The sequence below is a fragment of the Streptomyces sp. NPDC102462 genome, from assembly GCF_044765425.1.
Taxonomy (GTDB): Bacteria; Actinomycetota; Actinomycetes; order Streptomycetales; family Streptomycetaceae; genus Streptomyces.
Genome location: NZ_JBIWKB010000033.1, coordinates 48,849 through 66,973, shown reverse-complemented (window position 1 = coordinate 66,973; position 18,125 = coordinate 48,849). Strand labels below are relative to the sequence as shown.

Sequence of the window (18,125 nt, the reverse complement as noted above, 5' to 3'; positions counted from 1 at the left end):
CCTAGAAGTACCCCTCGCGCTTGCGGTCTTCCATCGCGGCTTCGGAGAGTTTGTCGTCGGCGCGGGTGGCGCCGCGTTCGGTGAGCCGGGATGCGGCGATCTCGGCGATGACCTTGTCGATGGTGTCGGCGTCGGAGTCGACGGCGCCGGTGCAGGACATGTCGCCGACGGTGCGGTAGCGGACCTGCCGTTTCTCCACCTGCTCGCCGTCCTTCGGGCCGCCCCACTCACCGGCCGTCAGCCACATGCCGTTGCGCTGGAAGACCTCGCGTTCGTGCGCGTAGTAGATCTGCGGCAGGCGGATGTTCTCGCGGGCGATGTACTGCCAGACGTCGAGTTCGGTCCAGTTGGACAGGGGGAAGACGCGGACGTGTTCGCCGGGTGCGTGGCGGCCGTTGTAGAGGTTCCAGAGTTCGGGGCGCTGGCGGCGGGGGTCCCACTGGGAGAAGGCGTCGCGCAGGGAGAAGACGCGCTCCTTGGCGCGGGCCTTTTCCTCGTCGCGGCGTCCGCCGCCGAAGACGGCGTCGAACTTCTGCTGCTGGATCGTCTCGGTGAGGGGGAGCGTCTGGAGGGGGTTGCGGGTGCCGTCGGGGCGTTCCTTGAGCACACCGCGGTCGATGTAGTCCTGGACGGAGGCCACATGGAGGCGCAGGCCATGTGCGGCGGCCACATGGTCGCGGTAGTCGAGGACTTCGGGGAAGTTGTGTCCGGTGTCCACATGGAGGAGGGCGAAGGGTACGGGCGCGGGGGTGAATGCCTTCAGCGCGAGGTGGAGCATGACGATGGAGTCCTTGCCGCCGGAGAAGAGGATCACCGGTCGTTCGAACTCGCCCGCGACCTCGCGGAAGATGTGCACCGCCTCCGACTCCAGCGCGTCCAGATGCGACAGCGCGTACGGCGTGCCCGTGCCCTCGCCGGCCTTCGCGACGGTCGTCATGCCAGTCCCCTCTCGCTGAGCAGGGCGTACACCGACGCCGCGGACTCCTGCACGCTCTGGTGCTGCGACTCGATCCGCAGATCGGGCGCCTCGGGCTCCTCGTACGGGTCGTCGACGCCCGTCAGGCCGGTCAGTTCGCCCGCCGCCTGCCGGGCGTACAGGCCCTTCACATCGCGCTCGGAGCACACCTCGACCGGGGTCGCCACATGCACCTCGACATACGACGTGCCGTTCTCCTCATGGCGCTTGCGGACCGCGTCGCGGCTGTCGGCGTAGGGCGCGATCACCGGGACGAGCGCCTTGACGCCGTTACGGGCCAGCAGTTCGGCGACGAAGCCGATGCGCTGCACATTCGTGTGCCGGTCCTCGCGGCTGAAGCCGAGCCCCGCCGAGATGAACTCGCGGATCTCGTCGCCGTCGAGCACCTCGACGAGGTGTCCCGCCGCGCGCAGCCGGCCGGCCAGTTCGTACGCGATGGTGGTCTTGCCGGCACTCGGCAGACCCGTGAGCCAGACGGTGGCTCCGGTCGTCACGTGCGTCTCCTGGGTCTCGGTGATCGTCATTGGTGCAGCCCGCACTCGGTCTTGGCGCGTCCGGCCCAGCGGCCGGCGCGCGCGTCCTCGCCCGCGAGGACCCGGCGGGTGCAGGGCGCGCAGCCGATGGAGGCGTAGCCGTCCATCAGCAGCGGGTTGGTGAGCACGCCGTGCTCGGCGACGTACGCGTCCACGTCGTCCTGGGTCCAGCGGGCGATCGGGGAGACCTTGACCTTCTGCCGCTTCTCGTCCCAGCCGACGACCGGAGTGTTCGCCCGGGTCGGGGACTCGTCGCGGCGCAGCCCGGTCGCCCAGGCCAGATAGCCCTTCAGGCCCTCCTCCAGGGGCTGCACCTTGCGCAGTCGGCAGCACAGGTCGGGGTCGCGGTCGTGCAGCCTCGGGCCGTGCTCGGCATCCTGTTCGGCGACCGACCGGCGCGGGGTGAGGGTGATGACGTTGACGTCCATCACCGCCTCGACCGCGTCCCGGGTGCCGATGGTCTCGGGGAAGTGGTAGCCGGTGTCGAGGAACACCACGTCGACGCCCTTCATGACCCGCGAGGCCAGATGGGCGACCACCGCGTCCTCCATGGAGGACGTCACACAGAAGCGGCGGCCGAACGTGTCCGCCGCCCACTGGAGGATCCGGAGCGCGGGCGCGCTCTCCAGCTCACGGCCCGCCTGCTCGGCGAGCGCCCGCAACTCGTCACTCGTACGCTCTTGCTGAGCGGTCGTCATATGCGATCGTGCCCTCCGTCGTCGGCATGCCGAAGGCCGCCCGTGCCAGGGGTGTGAGCAGGAGAGCCGACCTCGGCGCTCCTGCTGACGCCCCGGGCGAGCAGTCCGAGGAACTTCAGCTGGAAGGCGCGGTTGCAGGCCGCGCACTCCCAGGCGCCGTGGTTCTGCTCGCTCGGGCGCAGATCCTCGTCGCCGCAGTACGGGCAGTAGAAGGGGGCGGCCCGCTCGCTCATGACAGGGCCTCCTCGTCGGCGCGGGCGGCCCAGGCGGCGAACCGCTCGCCGTCCTCGCGTTCGGCCGCGAAGCGCTTGAGGACCCGCTCCACGTAGTCCGGAAGTTCCGCGGAGGTCACCTTGAGTCCGCGCACCTTGCGGCCGAACCCGGCCTCAAGGCCGAGCGCGCCGCCCAGGTGCACCTGGAAGCCCTCGACCTGGTTGCCGTCGGCGTCGAGGACCAGCTGGCCCTTGAGACCGATGTCCGCGACCTGGATACGGGCGCACGCGTTCGGGCAGCCGTTCAGATTGATGGTGATCGGCTCGTCGAAGTCGGGGAGACGGCGCTCCAGTTCGTCGATGAGCGCGCTGCCGCGCGCCTTGGTCTCGACGATCGCCAGCTTGCAGTACTCGATGCCGGTGCAGGCCATGGTGCCGCGCCGGAACGGCGACGGGCGCACCGTGAGGTCCAGCGACTCCAGGCCCGCGACCAGCGAGTCGACCTGCTCCTCGGTGACGTCCAGCACGATCATCTTCTGCTCGACGGTGGTCCGCACCCGGCCCGAGCCGTGCGCCTCGGCGAGGTCGGCGATCTTGGCCAGCGTGGCACCGTCCACCCGGCCGACCCGCGGGGCGAAACCGACGTAGAACCGGCCGTCCCGCTGCCGGTGCACCCCGACGTGGTCGCGCCAGCGCTCCACGGGCTGGGCGGGCGCGGGGCCGTCGGTCAACTGCCGCTTCAGGTACTCGTCCTCCAGCACCCGCCGGAACTTCTCCGCGCCCCAGTCGGCGACCAGGAACTTCAGCCGTGCCCTCGTGCGCAGGCGCCGGTAGCCGTAGTCACGGAAGATCGACAGGACGCCCTCGAAGACGTCCGGGACCTCGTCGAGCGGGACCCAGGCGCCCAGCCGCTGCCCGATCTTCGGGTTGGTGGACAGCCCGCCGCCGACCCACAGGTCGAAGCCGGGTCCGTGCTCGGGGTGTTCGACGCCGACGAACGCGACGTCGTTGATCTCGTGCGCCACGTCGAGCAGCGGCGAACCGGAGATCGCGGTCTTGAACTTGCGGGGCAGGTTCGAGAAGGCCGGGTTGCCGATGACCCGGCGGTGGATCTCCTCGATGGCCGGGGTGCCGTCGATGATCTCGTCCTCGGCGATGCCGGCGACGGGCGAGCCGATGATGACGCGGGGCGTGTCACCGCAGGCCTCGGTGGTGGACAGCCCGACGGCCTCCAGGCGGTTCCAGATCTCGGGGACGTCCTCGATCCGGATCCAGTGCAGCTGGACGTTCTGCCGGTCGGTGATGTCCGCGGTGCCCCGCGCGAACTCCTGCGAGATCTCGCCGATGACCCGCAGTTGCCGGGTGGTGAGGCGTCCGCCGTCGATCCGCACCCGGAGCATGAAGTAGGAGTCGTCCAGCTCCTCCGGCTCCAGGATCGCGGTCTTGCCGCCGTCGATCCCGGGACGGCGCTGGGTGTACAGCCCCCACCAGCGCATCCGGCCGCGCAGGTCGTTGGGGTCGATCGAGTCGAAACCGCGCTTCGCATAGATCGTCTCAATGCGCGTCCGCACATTGAGACCGTCGTCGTCCTTCTTGAACTGTTCGTTGCCGTTGAGCGGGGTGAAGTGCCCCGCGGCCCACTGACCCTCTCCGCGGTGACGGCTCACCTTGCGGCGGGGCGCGGAGGCAGCAGGGTTCGGCGGAGTGGCGGCCATGGTGAGTACGTCCTTCGGGACAGGCGGAAACGGCTCTGACCTGCGCTGCGGGCGCGTAGCGGCATTCGAGCGCATCATTGCGCACGAAGCGGGGGAAAGCGGGGAATGTCGGCTGCGCTGGGGCTCTCAGCTCGCCGGACAGATGGCGCTGGACATGCGGCCGAGGTCGACGTGCCGCCGACTCACCAAGGCAATTCCAGTTCCAGACATGACGGAAGCGTGTCACGGCGTTCTGGACACAGTCCAGCTTCGTCCGTCATGCGGACACCCTGGTCCCGACATGCGAGACGAGGGTGTCATCGGTCACACGTTCCGCGGGGACCCTTGTCGACGCAGGTCAGACAGGGTAGGCGCCGGGCCAGGGCCCGGGTGTGGGGACCTCCCGTTCCTCCTCGACCTTGGTGTCGAACAGCCGGAACCCGCGGCGCAGATAGTTGTCCATCGCGTACGCCCCGTCCTTGCTGCACGTGTGCAGCCACACCCGCTTCGTCGGGGCCCGCCCGGGCCAGCGCTCGGCGAGGTCCCAGGCCCGGCCCGCGCCGTACGACAGCAGATGGCCGCCGATCCCGCGCCCCCGGAACGCCGGGATCAGCCCGAAGTAGCCGATCTCCACGACACCGTCGTCCTGCGGGTCCAGTTCCACATAGCCGGCCGGGGTGCCCCGGTCCAGGGCGACCCAGGTCTCCACGCCCGGCCGGTCCAGATGCTCCAGCCAGCGGGCGTGGCTCCAGCCGAGCCGGTCGGTCCAGCGGATGTCACCGCCGACCGAGGCGTACAGGAAGCGGCTGAACTCGGGGGAGGGGACCTCGGCCCGGACGATCCCGACATCGCCGTCGGGCGCGGCGGCGGACAGCAGGTCGGCCGGTGAGGTCTGTTCCAGGGACCAGGTGGTGACGGTGACGGTGCTCATGCGGGTCAGCGAATCATCTAACCCAGCGACCTGTCGATGGAGGTCAGCGGGACGGCGAAGAGCATCCGGTCGGTCACCGACCATACCTCGCCGGTCGGCTGCGCGTAGGACAGCGACCCGGCGTGCTCCGCCCAGCAGTGGTGCGCAGCGTCCGAGCCGCAGCGCGCCGCGCGCGCCCCCTCGGTGTCCTGGCGCCACAGGCTGCCGTGGCCGTCCAGGTCGCCCGGCGGGTGCGTGAGGTACCAGGCGGTGCGGGCCGCGCCCGGCGGCCGGTGGGACAGCACCCCGCGGATGCCGGCGGCCCGGGTCGTGTACGCCTCCACCGCGTCCGCGTGTCCCGCGGCATCGGTGGCGAGCAGTCCGCTGCGGGCCGGGTCGGAACTGAACGAGTAGCGCCACAGCCGGGCCCGCCGGTCGCTGCCGGTCGCCGTCTCCTCGCCGACGACCAGGCTGTCCGGCGCCGTGCCGCGGTCCAGGGAGATCGTGCCCGGGCACGGGGAGCCGGTCGCGGTGCACCGCCCGGCCGGGTAGCGGTAGGCGGCGACGGCGGGCATCACAAACCGGTGGCCGCCGGCCGACCAGCCGCCCGGTACCCGGCCGATCGCCCTGCCGTCGACCGAGGTGCGCTGGATTCGGTTCAGGTCGTACACATAGAGCGCTTCGGTGCTGTCGTCATCCGTGGTGACCAGCAGCTTGTCCTGGTACCAGACCATGCCGGACACCGGCGAGGACAGGCCGCGGTAGTCGCGGCCGTCGGCGGTGGGCACCACGAGGAGCACCCAGCGATAGGCGGGCCGTGCCGGGTCGTCGGCGTCCACGAACGCGACCCGGGCCAGGCCCCGTTCGGCGGCCGGCCCGTCCGTGGTGCTGTGCGTCGCGCCCGCGAGCAGCACACGGTGCCGGCCCCACAGCCCGTCGTCGTCCGCGTCCGCCGAGGTGGTCACCGAGGCGGTCCGCCAGTGCGGCACGGCGGTGTCGGCGGCGTCCCAGCAGTACGCGCGCCGGGGCGCCGGCGCGACCGGCAGCGCGTCCCGGTCGCCGGCCGGGCACTCGGCCGCGGTGCGCAGCGTGCGGTCGGCGCTCCTGAGGACGGCGTCGACACCGACCGGACGGCCCATCGCGGAGGCCAGCCGGTCCAGGGCCCGGCGCGGCACCGGGTCCTCCCGGAGCCGCAGCTTCGCGGTGTCGTCGGCGGAGGCCGGCCGCTTGAGCGCGCCCGGGTCGTCGGCGACCGTGGCCTGCGAGGCGCTGATCAGGGTGGCGGTCGCGGTGAGGGCGAGCGCGGCCCCGGCCAGGACGGCGCGCAGCGCCTGGCCCCGCCTGCGCCGGCGATGTCTGCCGCGATGCTTCATAGTTCCTCCCGAGGCGGGCCAACTGCGCCTGATGGTCCGTACGTTGACCAAGGAGCAGGTGGGGAGCCCGTAGGGGGATGCTACGGCAGGAGCGGGCCGCGGCGGCCGAAGACCCTGCAAATATGCGGAAGATACCGCCGGATGTGCCGAATCGGATGCGCCGCATATGCCAACGGCCGTACCCTTTCACCGCCCGCGTGCCGCCGTAACCGCCGGAGCCGTCGAGTGCGGCAGCAGGTCGCGGCCGCGGTCGGGGAGCAGCACCTCGACCTCGGCGTCCTCGCAGAAACGATACGGCCGATGGCACAGGAGCGCCCCGAGATAGCGCCGTATCCGCGACAGCTCCGCGCGCACCGTCACCGTGCGGGACGGATCGCCGAACACGTCCTCGGCCAGGTCCGCCGCGCTGCGCCCGTCCCGGTGCACGGCCAGCAGATACAGCAACTCGGCGTGCCGCAGACTCAGTTCCCGCGACCAGGAGGACGCACCCGCGGACACCGTCACGGACCGGCGGTGCGGCCGCGCCAGATCCAGCACCACCCGGGTCGCGGTGGGTGACGGCTGCCCGTCGACCGTACGCACCAGCCAGCCCCCGGCCAGCGGCTCCACCGAGCAGGCGCCCAGCCCCGGCAGCCAGCGCCGCCCCGCCGTCAGCGACTTGGGCAGCGCCACCCGCCGGGTGTACGGCATCCCCGTGACCGCCGCCGTCCAGCCGTTCCCGTCCACCACCAGGGCCCGCTCCGCCAGCCGCGCGAGCACCGGCGCCCCCACCGCCCGCAGCCGCTCCAGCGACCCGTGATGCTGCTCCCGCAGCCGCGCCTCGGCCAGCTTCGCCACCGAGGCGACCCACGCCAGCGTGGCCGGATGCATCGTCTCCAGCGGGCCGCTGACGTCCACCACGCCGAGCGGCCGGCCGTCGCGCGGATCGGTGATCGGGGCGCCCGCACAGGTCCAGGAGGCGTGCGTGCGCACGAAGTGCTCGGCGCCGAACACCTGGACGGGCCGGCCCACCACCGCCGGGGTGCCCACGCCGTTGGTGCCGACGACGTCCTCCCGCCAGTCGGCACCCAGGTCAAAACCGATACCGTCGGCCTTGCGCAGCACCGACGCGGACCCCTCGCGCCACAGCACCCGGCCGTCCGCGTCCGCCACCACCATGATGTGGTGGGCCGTGTCCACGGCCGAAAGCAGCCCCTCGCGCAGCACCGGCAGGATCTGCGCGAGCGGCGAGCCCTCCCGGCGGCACCGCACCTCGTCGGCGCTGAGCGGCTCCGGTCTGAAACCGTGATCCGGGTCGACGCCACCGCGCAGCATCCGCCCCCAGGACTGCTCGATCACCGGACGGGGCGCGAGCCGCGCACGCCGGCCCGCCAGCGTGGCCTCGCGCACCTCGCTGAGCAACCGCGCGGCCTGCGCGGCGTCCACGGCGGCGAGCTGGGCCACGTTCATCGGCGGGTTCGCCACTGGGATCCTCCCCGCGAGCGTCGAGCGGTCGTCGGCAGGTCACCCGGACGTTCGTCTCCGGTCCGACTGCCGTTTCCCATACTGCCGCTTCGCCCGTGCCGGAGGTATACACTCCGCGCACAGGCGCCGACAAGTTGCAACCCCCTGCAACCCTGGTGGACGGCCCGAGGGTGGCCAAAACTTGAGGTGCGTCGCCCAGAGCGGCGCTCGTGGCCCGTCACGGGCCCGGGACGGGGGTGGTGCCGTGTCGGCGCAGCACCACCCCCGCGATGCGTGCCCGCCATTCAGGACGCCGGCCGCGCCCGGTCCACCACCGACGCCAGGTCCAGCGTGGGCGGCAGGGTCCCGAAGGCGGAGCCCCAGTCGCCGCCCAGGCGCGACGCGCAGAACGTGTCGGCGACCTCGGGCGGCGCGTACCGGACGAGCAGCGATCCCTGGAGCACCAGCGCCATCCGCTCCACCAGCCGCCGCGCCCGGCCCTCCACGCTCTCCAGGTCACCGAGTTCGGTCAGCAGGGCCTTCACCGCCGCGTCCAGCCGGTGGTCCGCGCCGCGCGCCCGGCCGACCTCCAGCAGGAAGGCGTCCAGCGCCTGCGGTTCGCGGCGCAGCGCCCGCAGCACGTCCAGCGCCTGCACGTTCCCTGCGCCCTCCCACACGGAGTTGAGCGGCGACTCGCGCACCAGCCGGGGCAGCCCCGACTCCTCGACATAGCCGTTGCCGCCCAGGCACTCGGCCGCCTCCACCACCACCGGCGCACACCGCTTGGTCACCCAGTACTTGGCGGCCGGCACCGCGAGCCGCAGCAGCGCCCGCTCCTGCTCGCCCCCGTCGTCACAGGCGGCGGCCAGCCGCAGCCCGAGCGCCGTCGCGGCCTCCGACTCCAGGGCGAGGTCGGCCAGCACATTGCGCATCAGCGGCTTGTCGACCAGCTTGCCGCCGAAGGCCACGCGGTGCGCGCAGTGGTGCACCGCCTGGGCCACCGCCTGCCGCATCAGCCCCGCCGAGCCGAGCACACAGTCGATCCGGGTCGCGGCGACCATCTCGATGATCGTCGCCACCCCGCGCCCCTCCTCGCCCACCCGGCGCGCCCAGGTCCCCGCGAACTCGACCTCCGCGGACGCGTTCGAGCGGTTGCCCAGCTTGTCCTTGAGGCGCTGGAGGAGGAAGACGTTGCGGCTGCCGTCGGCCAGCACCCGCGGCACGAGGAAGCAGGTCGGACCCTGCGGGGCCTGCGCCAGCACCAGGAAGGCGTCGGACATGGGCGCCGAGCAGAACCACTTGTGCCCGGTCAGCTCGTATGTCCCGGCCTCGGCGAGCGGCCGGGCCAGCGTCGTGCCCGCCCGTACGTCGCTGCCGCCCTGCTTCTCGGTCATGCCCATACCGAAGACGGCGCCGGGCTTCTCCCCGGCCGGCCGCAGCTCCCGCTCGTAGACCGTGGACGTCAGCCGGGGCTCCCACTCCGCCGCGAGCGCGGGATCGGCGCGCAGCGCGGGCACCGCGGCATGGGTCATGGACAGCGGACAGCAGTTGCCGGCCTCCGCCTGGGTCCACACCAGGAACCCGGCGGCCCGCCGCACATGCCCGGCCGGTCGGACCCAGGCGGTGGTCAGCCCACCCGAGATCCCCTTGCCCAGCAGCCGGTGCCAGGCCGGGTGGAAGTCGACCTCGTCGATCCGGTGGCCGTAGCGGTCGTGCGTGCGCAGCCGCGGCGGGTTCTCGTTCGCCTGCGCCGCCCACTCCTGCACCTGGACCGAGCCCGCGGACCGGCCGAGCGCGGACAGTTCGGCGCGCACCTCGTCGAGCAGGGCGGGGTCGGTGTGCCGCTCGACCGCCTCGGCGAGGGCGCGGTCCGCGGTGAACAGGTCGTAGCCGACCAGCGGGGGAGGCTGGTTCGTCACGGTGTGGGTGGTGATGCCTGCCATGTCTGCGAACCTATCCGGGACGACGGCGGAGGGCACCACAGTGACACAAGGGCGGCGCCGGACGCCCTGCCCGGCCGCCGCCCGCCCCGGCCGCACCCCCGGAAGGTGAGGGCGGCACGGCGCGGCGGATACCTTTGGGTCGTGCAGCCAGCAAGTGAGATCCCCGAGCGGCCTTCTGGGCGCCTCCACCGGGCACGCGCCCTCTACCGGAACGTCTCCAAGCGGAGGACCGCCTGGCTGCTGCTCAAGGACACCGTCAACTCGTGCCTGGAGTACCGCATCCTGGGCCTGGCGGCCGAGGCGGCGTTCTTCACGCTGCTGTCGGTGCCGCCGCTGCTGCTGAGCCTGATCGGACTGCTCGGCTACGTCGACGACTGGACCGGCGCCGACACCATCCAGAGCCTGGAGACCAATCTGCTGGACGCCTCCCGCACGGTCCTGTCGGACAAGGGCGTCAAGGAGATCGCCGAGCCGATCCTGCACGACGTGATGCAGGGCGGGCGGCCCGACGTCATCTCCATCGGCTTCCTGTTCGCGCTGTGGTCCGGCTCCCGCGCGGTGAACGTCTTCATCGACACGATCACCGTGATGTACGGCCTCGACGGCGTCCGCGGCATCGTCCGTACCCGGCTGATGGCGTTCCTGCTGTTCATCGTCGCGCTGCTGATCGGCTCGGTGGCGCTGCCGCTGATGGTGGCGGGGCCGGACGCGGTGGTGCGGATCGTGCCCTGGTCGGAGACGGTGGTGCAGGTCCTGTACTGGCCCGTCGTGATCGTGCTGTCGATCGCCTTCCTGACCACGCTGTACCACGTCTCCGTGCCGGTGCGCTCGCCGTGGATCGAGGACGTGCCCGGGGCGCTGGTGGCCCTCGCGATGTGGGTCCTCGGCAGCTTCCTGCTCCGCATCTATCTGACCCACACGATCGAGGGCGCCACCATCTACGGCTCCCTGGCCGCCGCGGTGGCGGTCCTGCTGTGGGTCGGGGTGTCGGCGTTCGCGGTGCTCGTCGGCGCCGCCGTGAACGCCGCGATCGACCGGGTCTGGCCGGCCGCCGCCACGGCCGCGGCCCGCGCCGCCAACGAGCGGCAGCGGGAGGCCCAGGTCGCCGAGTACGTGGCCAGGGCCGCCGCCGTCCGGGACCCCGATGACCCCGACGATCCCGACATGCCGTCCGAGTTCCCCGAACGCTGGTCCCGCTTCCTGCCACCGGAAGACGTGACCGCACGCCTGCGCACCCACCCCAAACACACCCCCCACCCCAAACCGTCCGAGCCCACCTCCCCCCAGGACAAGTAACACGCCCCCCACACCGTGGACTCCGGCCCCGGAGGGCTCTGCGGCTGGGGGGAGGCGGTCCACGGACACCCCGTCGCCACCGGCACGCCGCGTCAACTCCCCTGTGCCGAGGGCGGACAGCCCGCGTCGACCGGTCGGCCGAGCGGCGCGTCTACGCTGGGCCCATGGACGCACTCGCCGGACTGCTGGAGGGTCCACGCGCGCGTGGTGCCTTTATGATCCGCGCGTGTTTCGACCCGCCGTGGGCCGTGCGGGTGGCCGACCGGGCGCCGCTGACGGTGATGCTGATGGTCCGCGGCGACGCCTGGATCACCCCGGACAGCGGCGAGCGCGTACGGCTGCGCGCCGGGGACCTGGCCATCGCCCGCGGCCCGGCCCCGTACACCTGCGCCGACGACCCGGAAACCCCGCCACAGGCACTGATCCTGCCGGGCGGCGAGTGCCACTACCCCGACGGGACCTCCCTGAAGGGCTCCATGGACCTCGGCGTCCGCACCTGGGGCGACCGCGTCGACGGGGCCACGGTGATGCTGATCGGCACCTACCCGGTGCTCGGCGAGATCGGCGGCCGGCTGCCGGCCGCGCTGCCGCCGCTGCTCACCCTCGGCGCCGACGTGTGGGAGTGCCCGCTCACCCCCTTCCTCGCGCAGGAGATCGTGCGCGACGAACCGGGCCAGGAGGTCGTCCTGGACCGGCTGCTCGACCTGCTGGTCATCGCCGCGCTGCGGGCCTGGTTCGCCCGCCCGGACGGCGCGGCCCCGGCCTGGTACCGGGCGCTCGCCGACCCGGTCGTCGGCCGCGCCCTGCGGCTGCTCCAAGACGAACCGGCCCACCCCTGGACGGTCGCGTCGCTGGCCGCCAGGACCGGGGTGTCCCGGGCGGCGCTCGCCCGCCGCTTCACGGACCTGGTCGGCGAGCCCCCGATGTCCTACCTCACCGGCTGGCGGCTCGCCCTCGCATCCGACCTGCTGCGCGACACCGACGACACCCTCGCCGCCATCGCCCGCAAGGTCGGTTACGGCAGCTCGTTCGCGCTGTCCACCGCCTTCAAACGGGTCTACGGGGTCAGCCCGCAGGCGCACCGGGGGCGGGCGGCGTAACCTGACCCGCGTGTACGAGGAACGGGCGTCACGGCTGACCGGCGCGGTGGTGTGGCACATCACCCCGGACGGCGCCGCCGGCCGGCCCGTGCTGCCGGACGGCTGCATGGACCTGCTGTGGAACGAGGGCCGGCTGCTGGTCGCCGGCCCGGACACCCGTGCGTACACCTCCCACGGCCCGGCCCGCCGCTGGGCCGGCCTCCGCTTCCGGCCGGGCACCGCGCCCGCGTTCTTCGGCGTGCCCGCACACGAACTGCGTGATATGCGGGTGGAGTTGGCCGACCTGTGGCCCGCCGCGCGGGTGCGCAGCCTGGCCGCCCGGATGGACGCGGCGGCCGACCCGGTGACGGGGCTTGAGGACATCGCCCTGGAGCGGGCGGCGGACCTGGCGCCCCCCGAGCGCTGGGTGGCCCGCCTGGTCGAGGCGCTGGAAGCGGGCCGCCCGGTGGCCGCCATCGCCGACGAACTCGGCGTCGGCGCCCGCCAGTTGCACCGCCGCAGCCGCAACGCCTTCGGCTACGGCCCGAAGACACTGGCCCGCGTGCTGCGCCTGCAACGGGCCCTGCGGCTGGCCCGGTCCGGGGTGCCGCTCGCTGAGACCGCGATCCGGGCCGGCTACGCCGACCAGCCCCATCTGTCCCGTGACGTACGGGAGTTGGCGGGGATGCCGCTGGGGCGGCTACTAGGCCCTGTCGTCAAACCCCCGTCTGCCCCGCGACGCCATGCACGCACTCTCGCCGCACCGGGCACAGGCCCAAGTACGTCCAGTACGAGGGCCTGCGCCCGGCACACCGAGAGCACGCACCTGACGCCGCAGGGCCCGCCCTCCGGGCGAACGACGGGAGTTTGACGACAGGACCTAGGCGGCGGGTAGCGGCGCGAACAGGTCGACGCCGTTGCCGTCGGGATCGTGCACGGTCGCGTACCGCTGCCCCCAGAAGGCGTCCCACGGCTTCAGCTCGCCGTGGTACCCGGCGTCCACCAGGTCCTGGTACACGGCGTCCACCTCGGCCGGCGAGCCGCACCGGAAGGCGAGCGCGACCCGGCCCCCGCCGGCCGGCGGGCGCCATCCGGGGTGGAAGGAGCGGATGGTCTCCTCGGTGTCCAGGGCCAAGGTCAACCCGCCGGGCAGCTCCGCCTCTACGTGCGGCTGCTCCTCGGCCCCCGCGGGGAAGTCCAGACCGAGGCGGCGGTAGAAGGCGAGCGAGGCGGCCAGGTCGGAGGCGACCACGCCGATCACGGCGAATCGTGGAGTCATGCCGCCACCGTAGGCGGGCCGCGGACCACCGGTCTTGAACGAATCGGACACCTCCCCGGGCGACGGCCAGTGACGTTTCTCCGGTGAACCGCTTGAGCCGATGGGGTGAGTAAAGCGCGCGCACGGTGAAGGTCATGCGCACCCATAGACATCCTCTTGTCCTGGTAAAGGACCACCCCCTACGGGAGGAAGTCAGACCGTGACGCACGGGAAGAAACTGCGCGAGCGGATCGCCGCACCGGGGACCACTCCGCTGATCGGCGTGTACGACATGTACTCGGCGTCGATCGCGGCCCAGCACTACGACGGGATGTTCGTCTCCGGCTTCGGCTTCGCTGCCTCGTACTACGGCCTGCCGGACATCGGGTTCATCGCCTGGCCCGACATGGTCGCGTTCGTCCAGCGGCTGCGGGGCGCGTTCCCGCACCACCACCTGCTGGTGGACATCGACGACGGCTACGTCGACCCCGAGGTCGCCTGCCATGTCGTCGAGGGCCTGGAACGGATCGGCGCCTCCGGGGTGATCCTGGAGGACCAGAAGCGCCCGCGGCGCTGCGGCCACGCCGACGGCAAGCAGGTGCTGCCGCTCGACGAGTACCTGGAGAAGCTGGAGAAGGTCCTGGCGACCCGTCGGGACCTGGTCGTGGTGGCCCGTACGGACGCCACCGACGAGCACGACATCCTGCACAGGGCCGAGCGGCTGGCCGCCACCGACGCCGATGTGGTGCTGGTCGACGGGGTGCGCAGCGTGGCGTGGATCCGCCGGATCCGCGAGGTCGTCGGCGGCAAGCCGCTGCTGTTCAACCAGATCGCGGGCGGCAAGTCCCCCCGGCTGTCGCTGGGCGAGCTGACCGACCTCGGCGTGGACGTCGCGATCTACAGCACGCCGTGTCTGTTCGCCGCCCACGAGGCGATGGACGCCGCGCTCACCGAACTCAAGGCGGCCGACGGCCGGTTGGCCGAGGTGGACGTGGCGAGCGGGGTCGGCGTCAAGGCGTCCACCCGGCTGCTGGAACAGAACATCGCCCGGGACCGGCTGATGCCCGAGAGCGTGGGCGCGTGACGCGTGCCCTGCCCGGGCTGCGCGCGGCGGTGGCGTTGGCCGCGGCGCTGCTCGGGGCCGCGGCCACGCCCGCGGTCGCGGACGGGGGCCTGATCACCGTCCTCGACAACTCGCGGTCGGACTCGATCCTGGAGGTCGACCGCACGGCGAACCTCCAGACCGGCCGCGGCACCGCGGGCAGCGATCACGACGGCAGCGCCGTCGACGCCATCCAGGCCCTCATGGGCGAGGGCGACACGGACGACGAGGACTGACCCCGCCCCGCCGGAACCGCAGGCCGGGCGCCCAAGGGCGCCCGGCCGCACCTTCGCACCGCGCGGTTCCCCGCGCCCCTTCGGGGCGACGGCGCTTCTGTGTGCCGTGGTGCCCGGGTCCGCCGGTCGCTGCCGCTGCCGCGGGGGTCCGTCCGCTGATGGGGCGGCACGGCGGGAGGTGGGTCAGTGGGCCGGGCCGGTGCTGGTGCGGTGGACGAGTCGGGTGGACAGTTCCGTGCGGGTCCCCTCCGGGCGGTCGCCGCGCGTCATCCGCACCAGGAGCCGCAGCGCCGTCGCCGCCATCTCCGCCAGCGGCTGGCGGACCGTGGTCAGCGCCGGCACGGACCAGCGGGCCACGGGCAGATCGTCGAAGCCGACCACGCTCACCTCGTCCGGCACCGCGAGCCCCCGCTCGGCCAGCGCCCCGTACACCGCGGGCGCCATCCGGTCCGAGCAGACGAACACGGCCGTCGGCGGCTCGGGCAGATCGAGCAGTTCCCGCACGCACAGCCGGACCGCGCCGTCCTCGGGGTCCGTGCGGCGCACGTACTCGGCGCGGTGCCGCACCCCCGCCGAGGCGAGGGCGGAGCGATAACCGGCCACCCGCGCCGCGCCGCTCATCGTGTCCGGGTGCCCGGCGAGCACGGCGATCCGTTCATGGCCGAGCGCCAGCAGATGCTCGGTCGCGGTCACCCCGCCCTGCCAGTTCGCCGCGCCGACCGAGACCACACCGGGCGGCGGCTCGTGCGCCGGGTCGATCAGCACATACGGGATGCGTTGCCGGTCCAGCCAGGAGTACTGCGCGGGCGAAAGCCCGGCCAGGTCGAACAGCACCCCCGACGAGCCGCGCGCGGCGAGCCGGTCGAGCCACCCGTGCTCCGGCGGGTCGCCCGGGGTGTGGCCCGGACGCGCGGACACCACCACCTCCAGGCCCGCCTCGTCGGCCGCCTCCGCCACCCCGCGCAGCACCGCGCCCGCACCGGGGCCGTCCGGCGAGTCCATGACGAGGTCGACCAGAGCGGGCGGCCGACCGGCGTCGAACCGCGGCCGGCGGACATAGCCGAGCCGGTCCAGGGCCTCGGTCACCCGGCGGCGGGTCTCCGGCGCCACGTCCTCGCGGCCGTTGACCACCTTCGACGCGGTCGGCACCGACACGCCGGCCTCGCGGGCCACCACGGCCAGCGTGGGACCGGCCGCCGCGTGCGCATCCCCCGTACGGACCATCGCGGAACCCGCCTCTCCGGCCCGCCCGAGGGCCATCGAACGTTGCGAACAACGCTGCTTCCGTGGCCTGTCAGGGCATCATCGAGAAAGCGCTTCCTACGATAGATGTGCTCCAGGACGGCGTGAAGACCGGAGAATTCGCGGATTCACGGGCGGGTGGACTTTCGAAACCCGGAACACAGCACACACCGTCGCACGGGCACGCCGGCGTACGCCGAACAGCCCTCCGGGCGCTGCACGGCCCCGGAATACCGGCGGACGATGGAGTGCTCTGAAGTCACCGGTGCAAGCGCGCGGCGGGAGGAGCTGGTGGGCGGATGACGGCAGACCAGGCGGGCCCCGTGGTCACCACGCCGTACGGGGCGGTACGCGGCAGATACGAGCGCGGCGTCGCGGTGTTCCGCGGCATCCCGTACGCGGCCCCGCCCTTCGGGCCCCGCCGGTTCCGCCCGCCCGAACCGCCCGCACCCTGGGACGGCGTGCGGGACGCGGGAACCTTCGGGCCGACCGCGCCGAAACCGCCGTACTCGGAGGCGTTCGCGCACTACCTGTCCGACCCGGACGTGCCCGGCGACGACTGCCTCAACCTCAACGTATGGACCCCCGAGCCGGGGCCCGGCGCCCGGCTCCCCGTCCTGGTGTGGCTGCACGGCGGCGCCCTGACCAGGGGCTCCTCCGCGGTGCCGGTCTACGACGGACACGCCTTCGCCCGCGACGGAGTCGTCCTCGTCTCCCTCAACTACCGGCTCGGCGTCGAGGGGTACGGACTGTTCCCGGACGCGCCCGCCAATGCCGGACTGCGCGACCAACTGGCCGCGCTGCAATGGGTGCACGCGTCGATCGCGGCCTTCGGCGGCGACCCCGACCGGATCACCCTGGCCGGACAGTCGGCGGGGGCGATCAGCATCGGCGCGCTGATCGCCGCACCGCAGGCCCAGGGTCTGGTGCGCCGGGCGGTCCTGCAGAGCGGGCCGCCGGAGGCCGCCGAGCGGGACAAGGTACGGCGCATGGTGCGCCGCATGGCCACCCGGCTGAAGATCCCCGCCACCGCCGAGGCCTTCGCCGCCGTCGACCGGGACCTCCTGCTGCGCACCCAGGCCGAGGTGGGCCGGCTGAGCAGCCCCGTCCTGGGCGGCCCCGCCTTCGGCATCGTCGTCGACGGCGACATCGTGCCGCGCGACCCGCTGGAGGCGCTGACCGAGAAGACCGCCGCCCGCGACGTCGACCTGCTGCTCGGCTGGACCCGCGACGAGTACCGGCTGTGGCTGGTACCCGGCGGGCTGATGGACCACGTGGACCGGCTCGGGCCGGTCGCGCTGGCCGGCGCGATGGCCCGCTGCCACTGCGGCCACGAGGTGCCGCGCGGCTACCGCGCCCTGCACCCCGGTGCCCGCACCGCCGAGATCGTCGGCCAGTTGGTCACCGACCACCTGCTGCGCCGCCCGCTGCACCGGCTGGCCGACTCCCGCCCCGGCTCCAGCCACGTCTACGAGTTCGCCTGGCCGTCCAACCTCCCCGGCCTCGGCGCCTGCCACGCCCTCGAACTGGGCTTCGTGTTCGACACCGGGGACATCCCCGAGTCACGGAAGCTGGCGGGCGAGGGCGGCCCGCGGGAACTGTGCGACGCGATGCACGGAGCCTGGGTGCGGTTCGCCTCCGGCGGTGATCCCGGGTGGCCGGCCTGGGACGACCGTCACCCGGTGCGGGTCTTCGGGGACGGCGATCCGTACACCGCGTACGGTCCCCGTGATCGTGAACTCGCCTTGTGGACGGCCGGTGACGCTGGTGAGTCCGTCCCCGTCGGCGGTGCGCCGCCCGCACGCGGCACGGAAGTGGCCTCCGCGGTACGCCGCCTGCGCCGCACGATGCGCGCCCGCCCGCACTGACGCCGACGGCGGCGGGGGCGCGGGTTGCGCTGCAAGTGGCGGGGCCGGGTGCGCGGGGTTGTGCCGGGGCCGGCGGGGCGGAGCCGGAGTTCGACGGCGGCGGGGTTGTGCGTGGGACGCTCAGGCCGGTGTGAGGGTGCGGGTGGTCGAGGTGAGGGTCCGCTATCCCACTCGGCGGCAGCCGCCGATCGGGCGGGCGCCTGCCGCCCGCCGTTCCTCGGCCTGGTCGGCGCGGTTGCGCCCGGCGCGGTGGTGGGTGCGG

The 18,125-nt window shown here is 73.1% G+C and carries 17 protein-coding genes and 1 pseudogene; 6 read left to right on the top strand and 12 right to left on the bottom strand.

From position 1 onward, the window contains the following. Position 1 precedes the first annotated feature (1 nt). The 10 genes from cysD to ACIRFL_RS26295 all read right to left on the bottom strand — a co-directional run bounded on the left by cysD (position 2) and on the right by ACIRFL_RS26295 (position 9,782). Positions 2–937 (bottom strand): sulfate adenylyltransferase subunit CysD, encoded by a 936-nt coding sequence (gene cysD / locus ACIRFL_RS26340; protein ID WP_404033013.1) that lies wholly within the window; start codon positions 935–937, stop codon positions 2–4. Further along, positions 934–1,470, bottom strand: a complete 537-nt coding sequence (gene cysC / locus ACIRFL_RS26335) for an adenylyl-sulfate kinase (RefSeq protein ID WP_404033113.1) — start codon at positions 1,468–1,470, stop codon at positions 934–936. The genes cysD and cysC overlap by 4 nt, the downstream gene beginning before the upstream one ends. Positions 1,471–1,496: 26 nt before the next feature. Continuing rightward, complete coding sequence (locus ACIRFL_RS26330) at positions 1,497–2,207, bottom strand: phosphoadenylyl-sulfate reductase (RefSeq protein ID WP_404033011.1); 711 nt, start codon at positions 2,205–2,207, stop codon at positions 1,497–1,499. Beyond that, complete coding sequence (locus ACIRFL_RS26325) at positions 2,204–2,440, bottom strand: hypothetical protein (protein ID WP_404033123.1); 237 nt, start codon at positions 2,438–2,440, stop codon at positions 2,204–2,206. Before ACIRFL_RS26325 ends, ACIRFL_RS26330 begins: the two co-directional genes overlap by 4 nt. Continuing rightward, positions 2,437–4,134: a nitrite/sulfite reductase gene (locus ACIRFL_RS26320; protein ID WP_404033008.1), complete on the bottom strand. Its 1,698-nt coding sequence runs from the start codon at positions 4,132–4,134 to the stop codon at positions 2,437–2,439. Before ACIRFL_RS26320 ends, ACIRFL_RS26325 begins: the two co-directional genes overlap by 4 nt. Positions 4,135–4,260: 126 nt before the next feature. After that, a complete protein-coding gene (locus tag ACIRFL_RS26315) occupies positions 4,261–4,344 on the bottom strand; it encodes a putative leader peptide (RefSeq protein ID WP_309486338.1) in 84 nt (27 codons plus the stop codon). Positions 4,345–4,471: 127 nt separating this feature from the next. After that, complete coding sequence (locus ACIRFL_RS26310; RefSeq protein WP_404033006.1) at positions 4,472–5,044, bottom strand: GNAT family N-acetyltransferase; 573 nt, start codon at positions 5,042–5,044, stop codon at positions 4,472–4,474. A gap of 17 nt (positions 5,045–5,061) precedes the next feature. After that, a complete protein-coding gene (locus tag ACIRFL_RS26305) occupies positions 5,062–6,396 on the bottom strand; it encodes a hypothetical protein (protein WP_404033003.1) in 1,335 nt (444 codons plus the stop codon). Between the two features lie 186 nt (positions 6,397–6,582). Further along, a complete protein-coding gene (locus ACIRFL_RS26300; RefSeq protein WP_404033001.1) occupies positions 6,583–7,860 on the bottom strand; it encodes a GAF domain-containing protein in 1,278 nt (425 codons plus the stop codon). 284 nt (positions 7,861–8,144) lie between these two features. Then, positions 8,145–9,782: an acyl-CoA dehydrogenase family protein gene (locus ACIRFL_RS26295; RefSeq protein ID WP_404032998.1), complete on the bottom strand. Its 1,638-nt coding sequence runs from the start codon at positions 9,780–9,782 to the stop codon at positions 8,145–8,147. Between the two features lie 141 nt (positions 9,783–9,923). Here ACIRFL_RS26295 and ACIRFL_RS26290 point away from each other — a divergent pair, with 141 nt between their 5' ends. The 3 genes and pseudogenes from ACIRFL_RS26290 to ACIRFL_RS26280 form a co-directional block, all read left to right on the top strand. Beyond that, entirely contained in the window at positions 9,924–11,078 is a 1,155-nt protein-coding gene (locus tag ACIRFL_RS26290) for a YihY/virulence factor BrkB family protein (protein ID WP_404032995.1), read from the top strand. 164 nt (positions 11,079–11,242) lie between these two features. After that, entirely contained in the window at positions 11,243–12,178 is a 936-nt protein-coding gene (locus ACIRFL_RS26285) for an AraC family transcriptional regulator (protein ID WP_404032992.1), read from the top strand. Between the two features lie 10 nt (positions 12,179–12,188). Next, positions 12,189–12,863: pseudogene (locus ACIRFL_RS26280) on the top strand (helix-turn-helix domain-containing protein); the annotation flags it as partial. A gap of 174 nt (positions 12,864–13,037) precedes the next feature. Here ACIRFL_RS26280 and ACIRFL_RS26275 read toward each other — a convergent pair. Further along, positions 13,038–13,436 (bottom strand): VOC family protein, encoded by a 399-nt coding sequence (locus tag ACIRFL_RS26275; protein WP_404032989.1) that lies wholly within the window; start codon positions 13,434–13,436, stop codon positions 13,038–13,040. Positions 13,437–13,635: 199 nt separating this feature from the next. Here ACIRFL_RS26275 and ACIRFL_RS26270 point away from each other — a divergent pair, with 199 nt between their 5' ends. Then, the gene (locus ACIRFL_RS26270) at positions 13,636–14,499 is read left to right on the top strand and encodes an oxaloacetate decarboxylase (protein WP_404032987.1); all 864 of its coding nucleotides are present in this window, start codon (positions 13,636–13,638) and stop codon (positions 14,497–14,499) included. Beyond that, the gene (locus tag ACIRFL_RS26265; protein WP_404032984.1) at positions 14,496–14,753 is read left to right on the top strand and encodes a hypothetical protein; all 258 of its coding nucleotides are present in this window, start codon (positions 14,496–14,498) and stop codon (positions 14,751–14,753) included. Before ACIRFL_RS26270 ends, ACIRFL_RS26265 begins: the two co-directional genes overlap by 4 nt. A 183-nt stretch (positions 14,754–14,936) precedes the next feature. On the opposite strand, the gene ACIRFL_RS26260 is transcribed toward ACIRFL_RS26265, so the two are convergent. Further along, the gene (locus tag ACIRFL_RS26260; protein ID WP_404033111.1) at positions 14,937–15,977 is read right to left on the bottom strand and encodes a LacI family DNA-binding transcriptional regulator; all 1,041 of its coding nucleotides are present in this window, start codon (positions 15,975–15,977) and stop codon (positions 14,937–14,939) included. Between the two features lie 317 nt (positions 15,978–16,294). On the opposite strand from ACIRFL_RS26260, the gene ACIRFL_RS26255 reads away from it, so the two are divergent. Further along, positions 16,295–17,863, top strand: a complete 1,569-nt coding sequence (locus tag ACIRFL_RS26255) for a carboxylesterase/lipase family protein (RefSeq protein WP_404032981.1) — start codon at positions 16,295–16,297, stop codon at positions 17,861–17,863. Positions 17,864–18,125 lie beyond the last annotated feature (262 nt).

Excerpts from the sequence above, each read along its gene's own strand:
- cysD (WP_404033013.1), bottom strand. The coding sequence starts at position 937 with ATGACGACCGTCGCGAAGGCCGGCGAGGGCACGGGCACGCCGTACGCG.
- ACIRFL_RS26330 (WP_404033011.1), bottom strand. The coding sequence starts at position 2,207 with ATGACGACCGCTCAGCAAGAGCGTACGAGTGACGAGTTGCGGGCGCTC.
- ACIRFL_RS26325 (WP_404033123.1), bottom strand. The coding sequence starts at position 2,440 with ATGAGCGAGCGGGCCGCCCCCTTCTACTGCCCGTACTGCGGCGACGAG.
- ACIRFL_RS26320 (WP_404033008.1), bottom strand. The coding sequence starts at position 4,134 with ATGGCCGCCACTCCGCCGAACCCTGCTGCCTCCGCGCCCCGCCGCAAG.
- ACIRFL_RS26315 (WP_309486338.1), bottom strand. The coding sequence starts at position 4,344 with ATGTCTGGAACTGGAATTGCCTTGGTGAGTCGGCGGCACGTCGACCTC.
- ACIRFL_RS26310 (WP_404033006.1), bottom strand. The coding sequence starts at position 5,044 with ATGAGCACCGTCACCGTCACCACCTGGTCCCTGGAACAGACCTCACCG.
- ACIRFL_RS26305 (WP_404033003.1), bottom strand. The coding sequence starts at position 6,396 with ATGAAGCATCGCGGCAGACATCGCCGGCGCAGGCGGGGCCAGGCGCTG.
- ACIRFL_RS26295 (WP_404032998.1), bottom strand. The coding sequence starts at position 9,782 with ATGGCAGGCATCACCACCCACACCGTGACGAACCAGCCTCCCCCGCTG.
- ACIRFL_RS26285 (WP_404032992.1), top strand. The coding sequence starts at position 11,243 with ATGGACGCACTCGCCGGACTGCTGGAGGGTCCACGCGCGCGTGGTGCC.
- ACIRFL_RS26275 (WP_404032989.1), bottom strand. The coding sequence starts at position 13,436 with ATGACTCCACGATTCGCCGTGATCGGCGTGGTCGCCTCCGACCTGGCC.
- ACIRFL_RS26260 (WP_404033111.1), bottom strand. The coding sequence starts at position 15,977 with ATGGTCCGTACGGGGGATGCGCACGCGGCGGCCGGTCCCACGCTGGCC.
- ACIRFL_RS26255 (WP_404032981.1), top strand. The coding sequence starts at position 16,295 with ATGACGGCAGACCAGGCGGGCCCCGTGGTCACCACGCCGTACGGGGCG.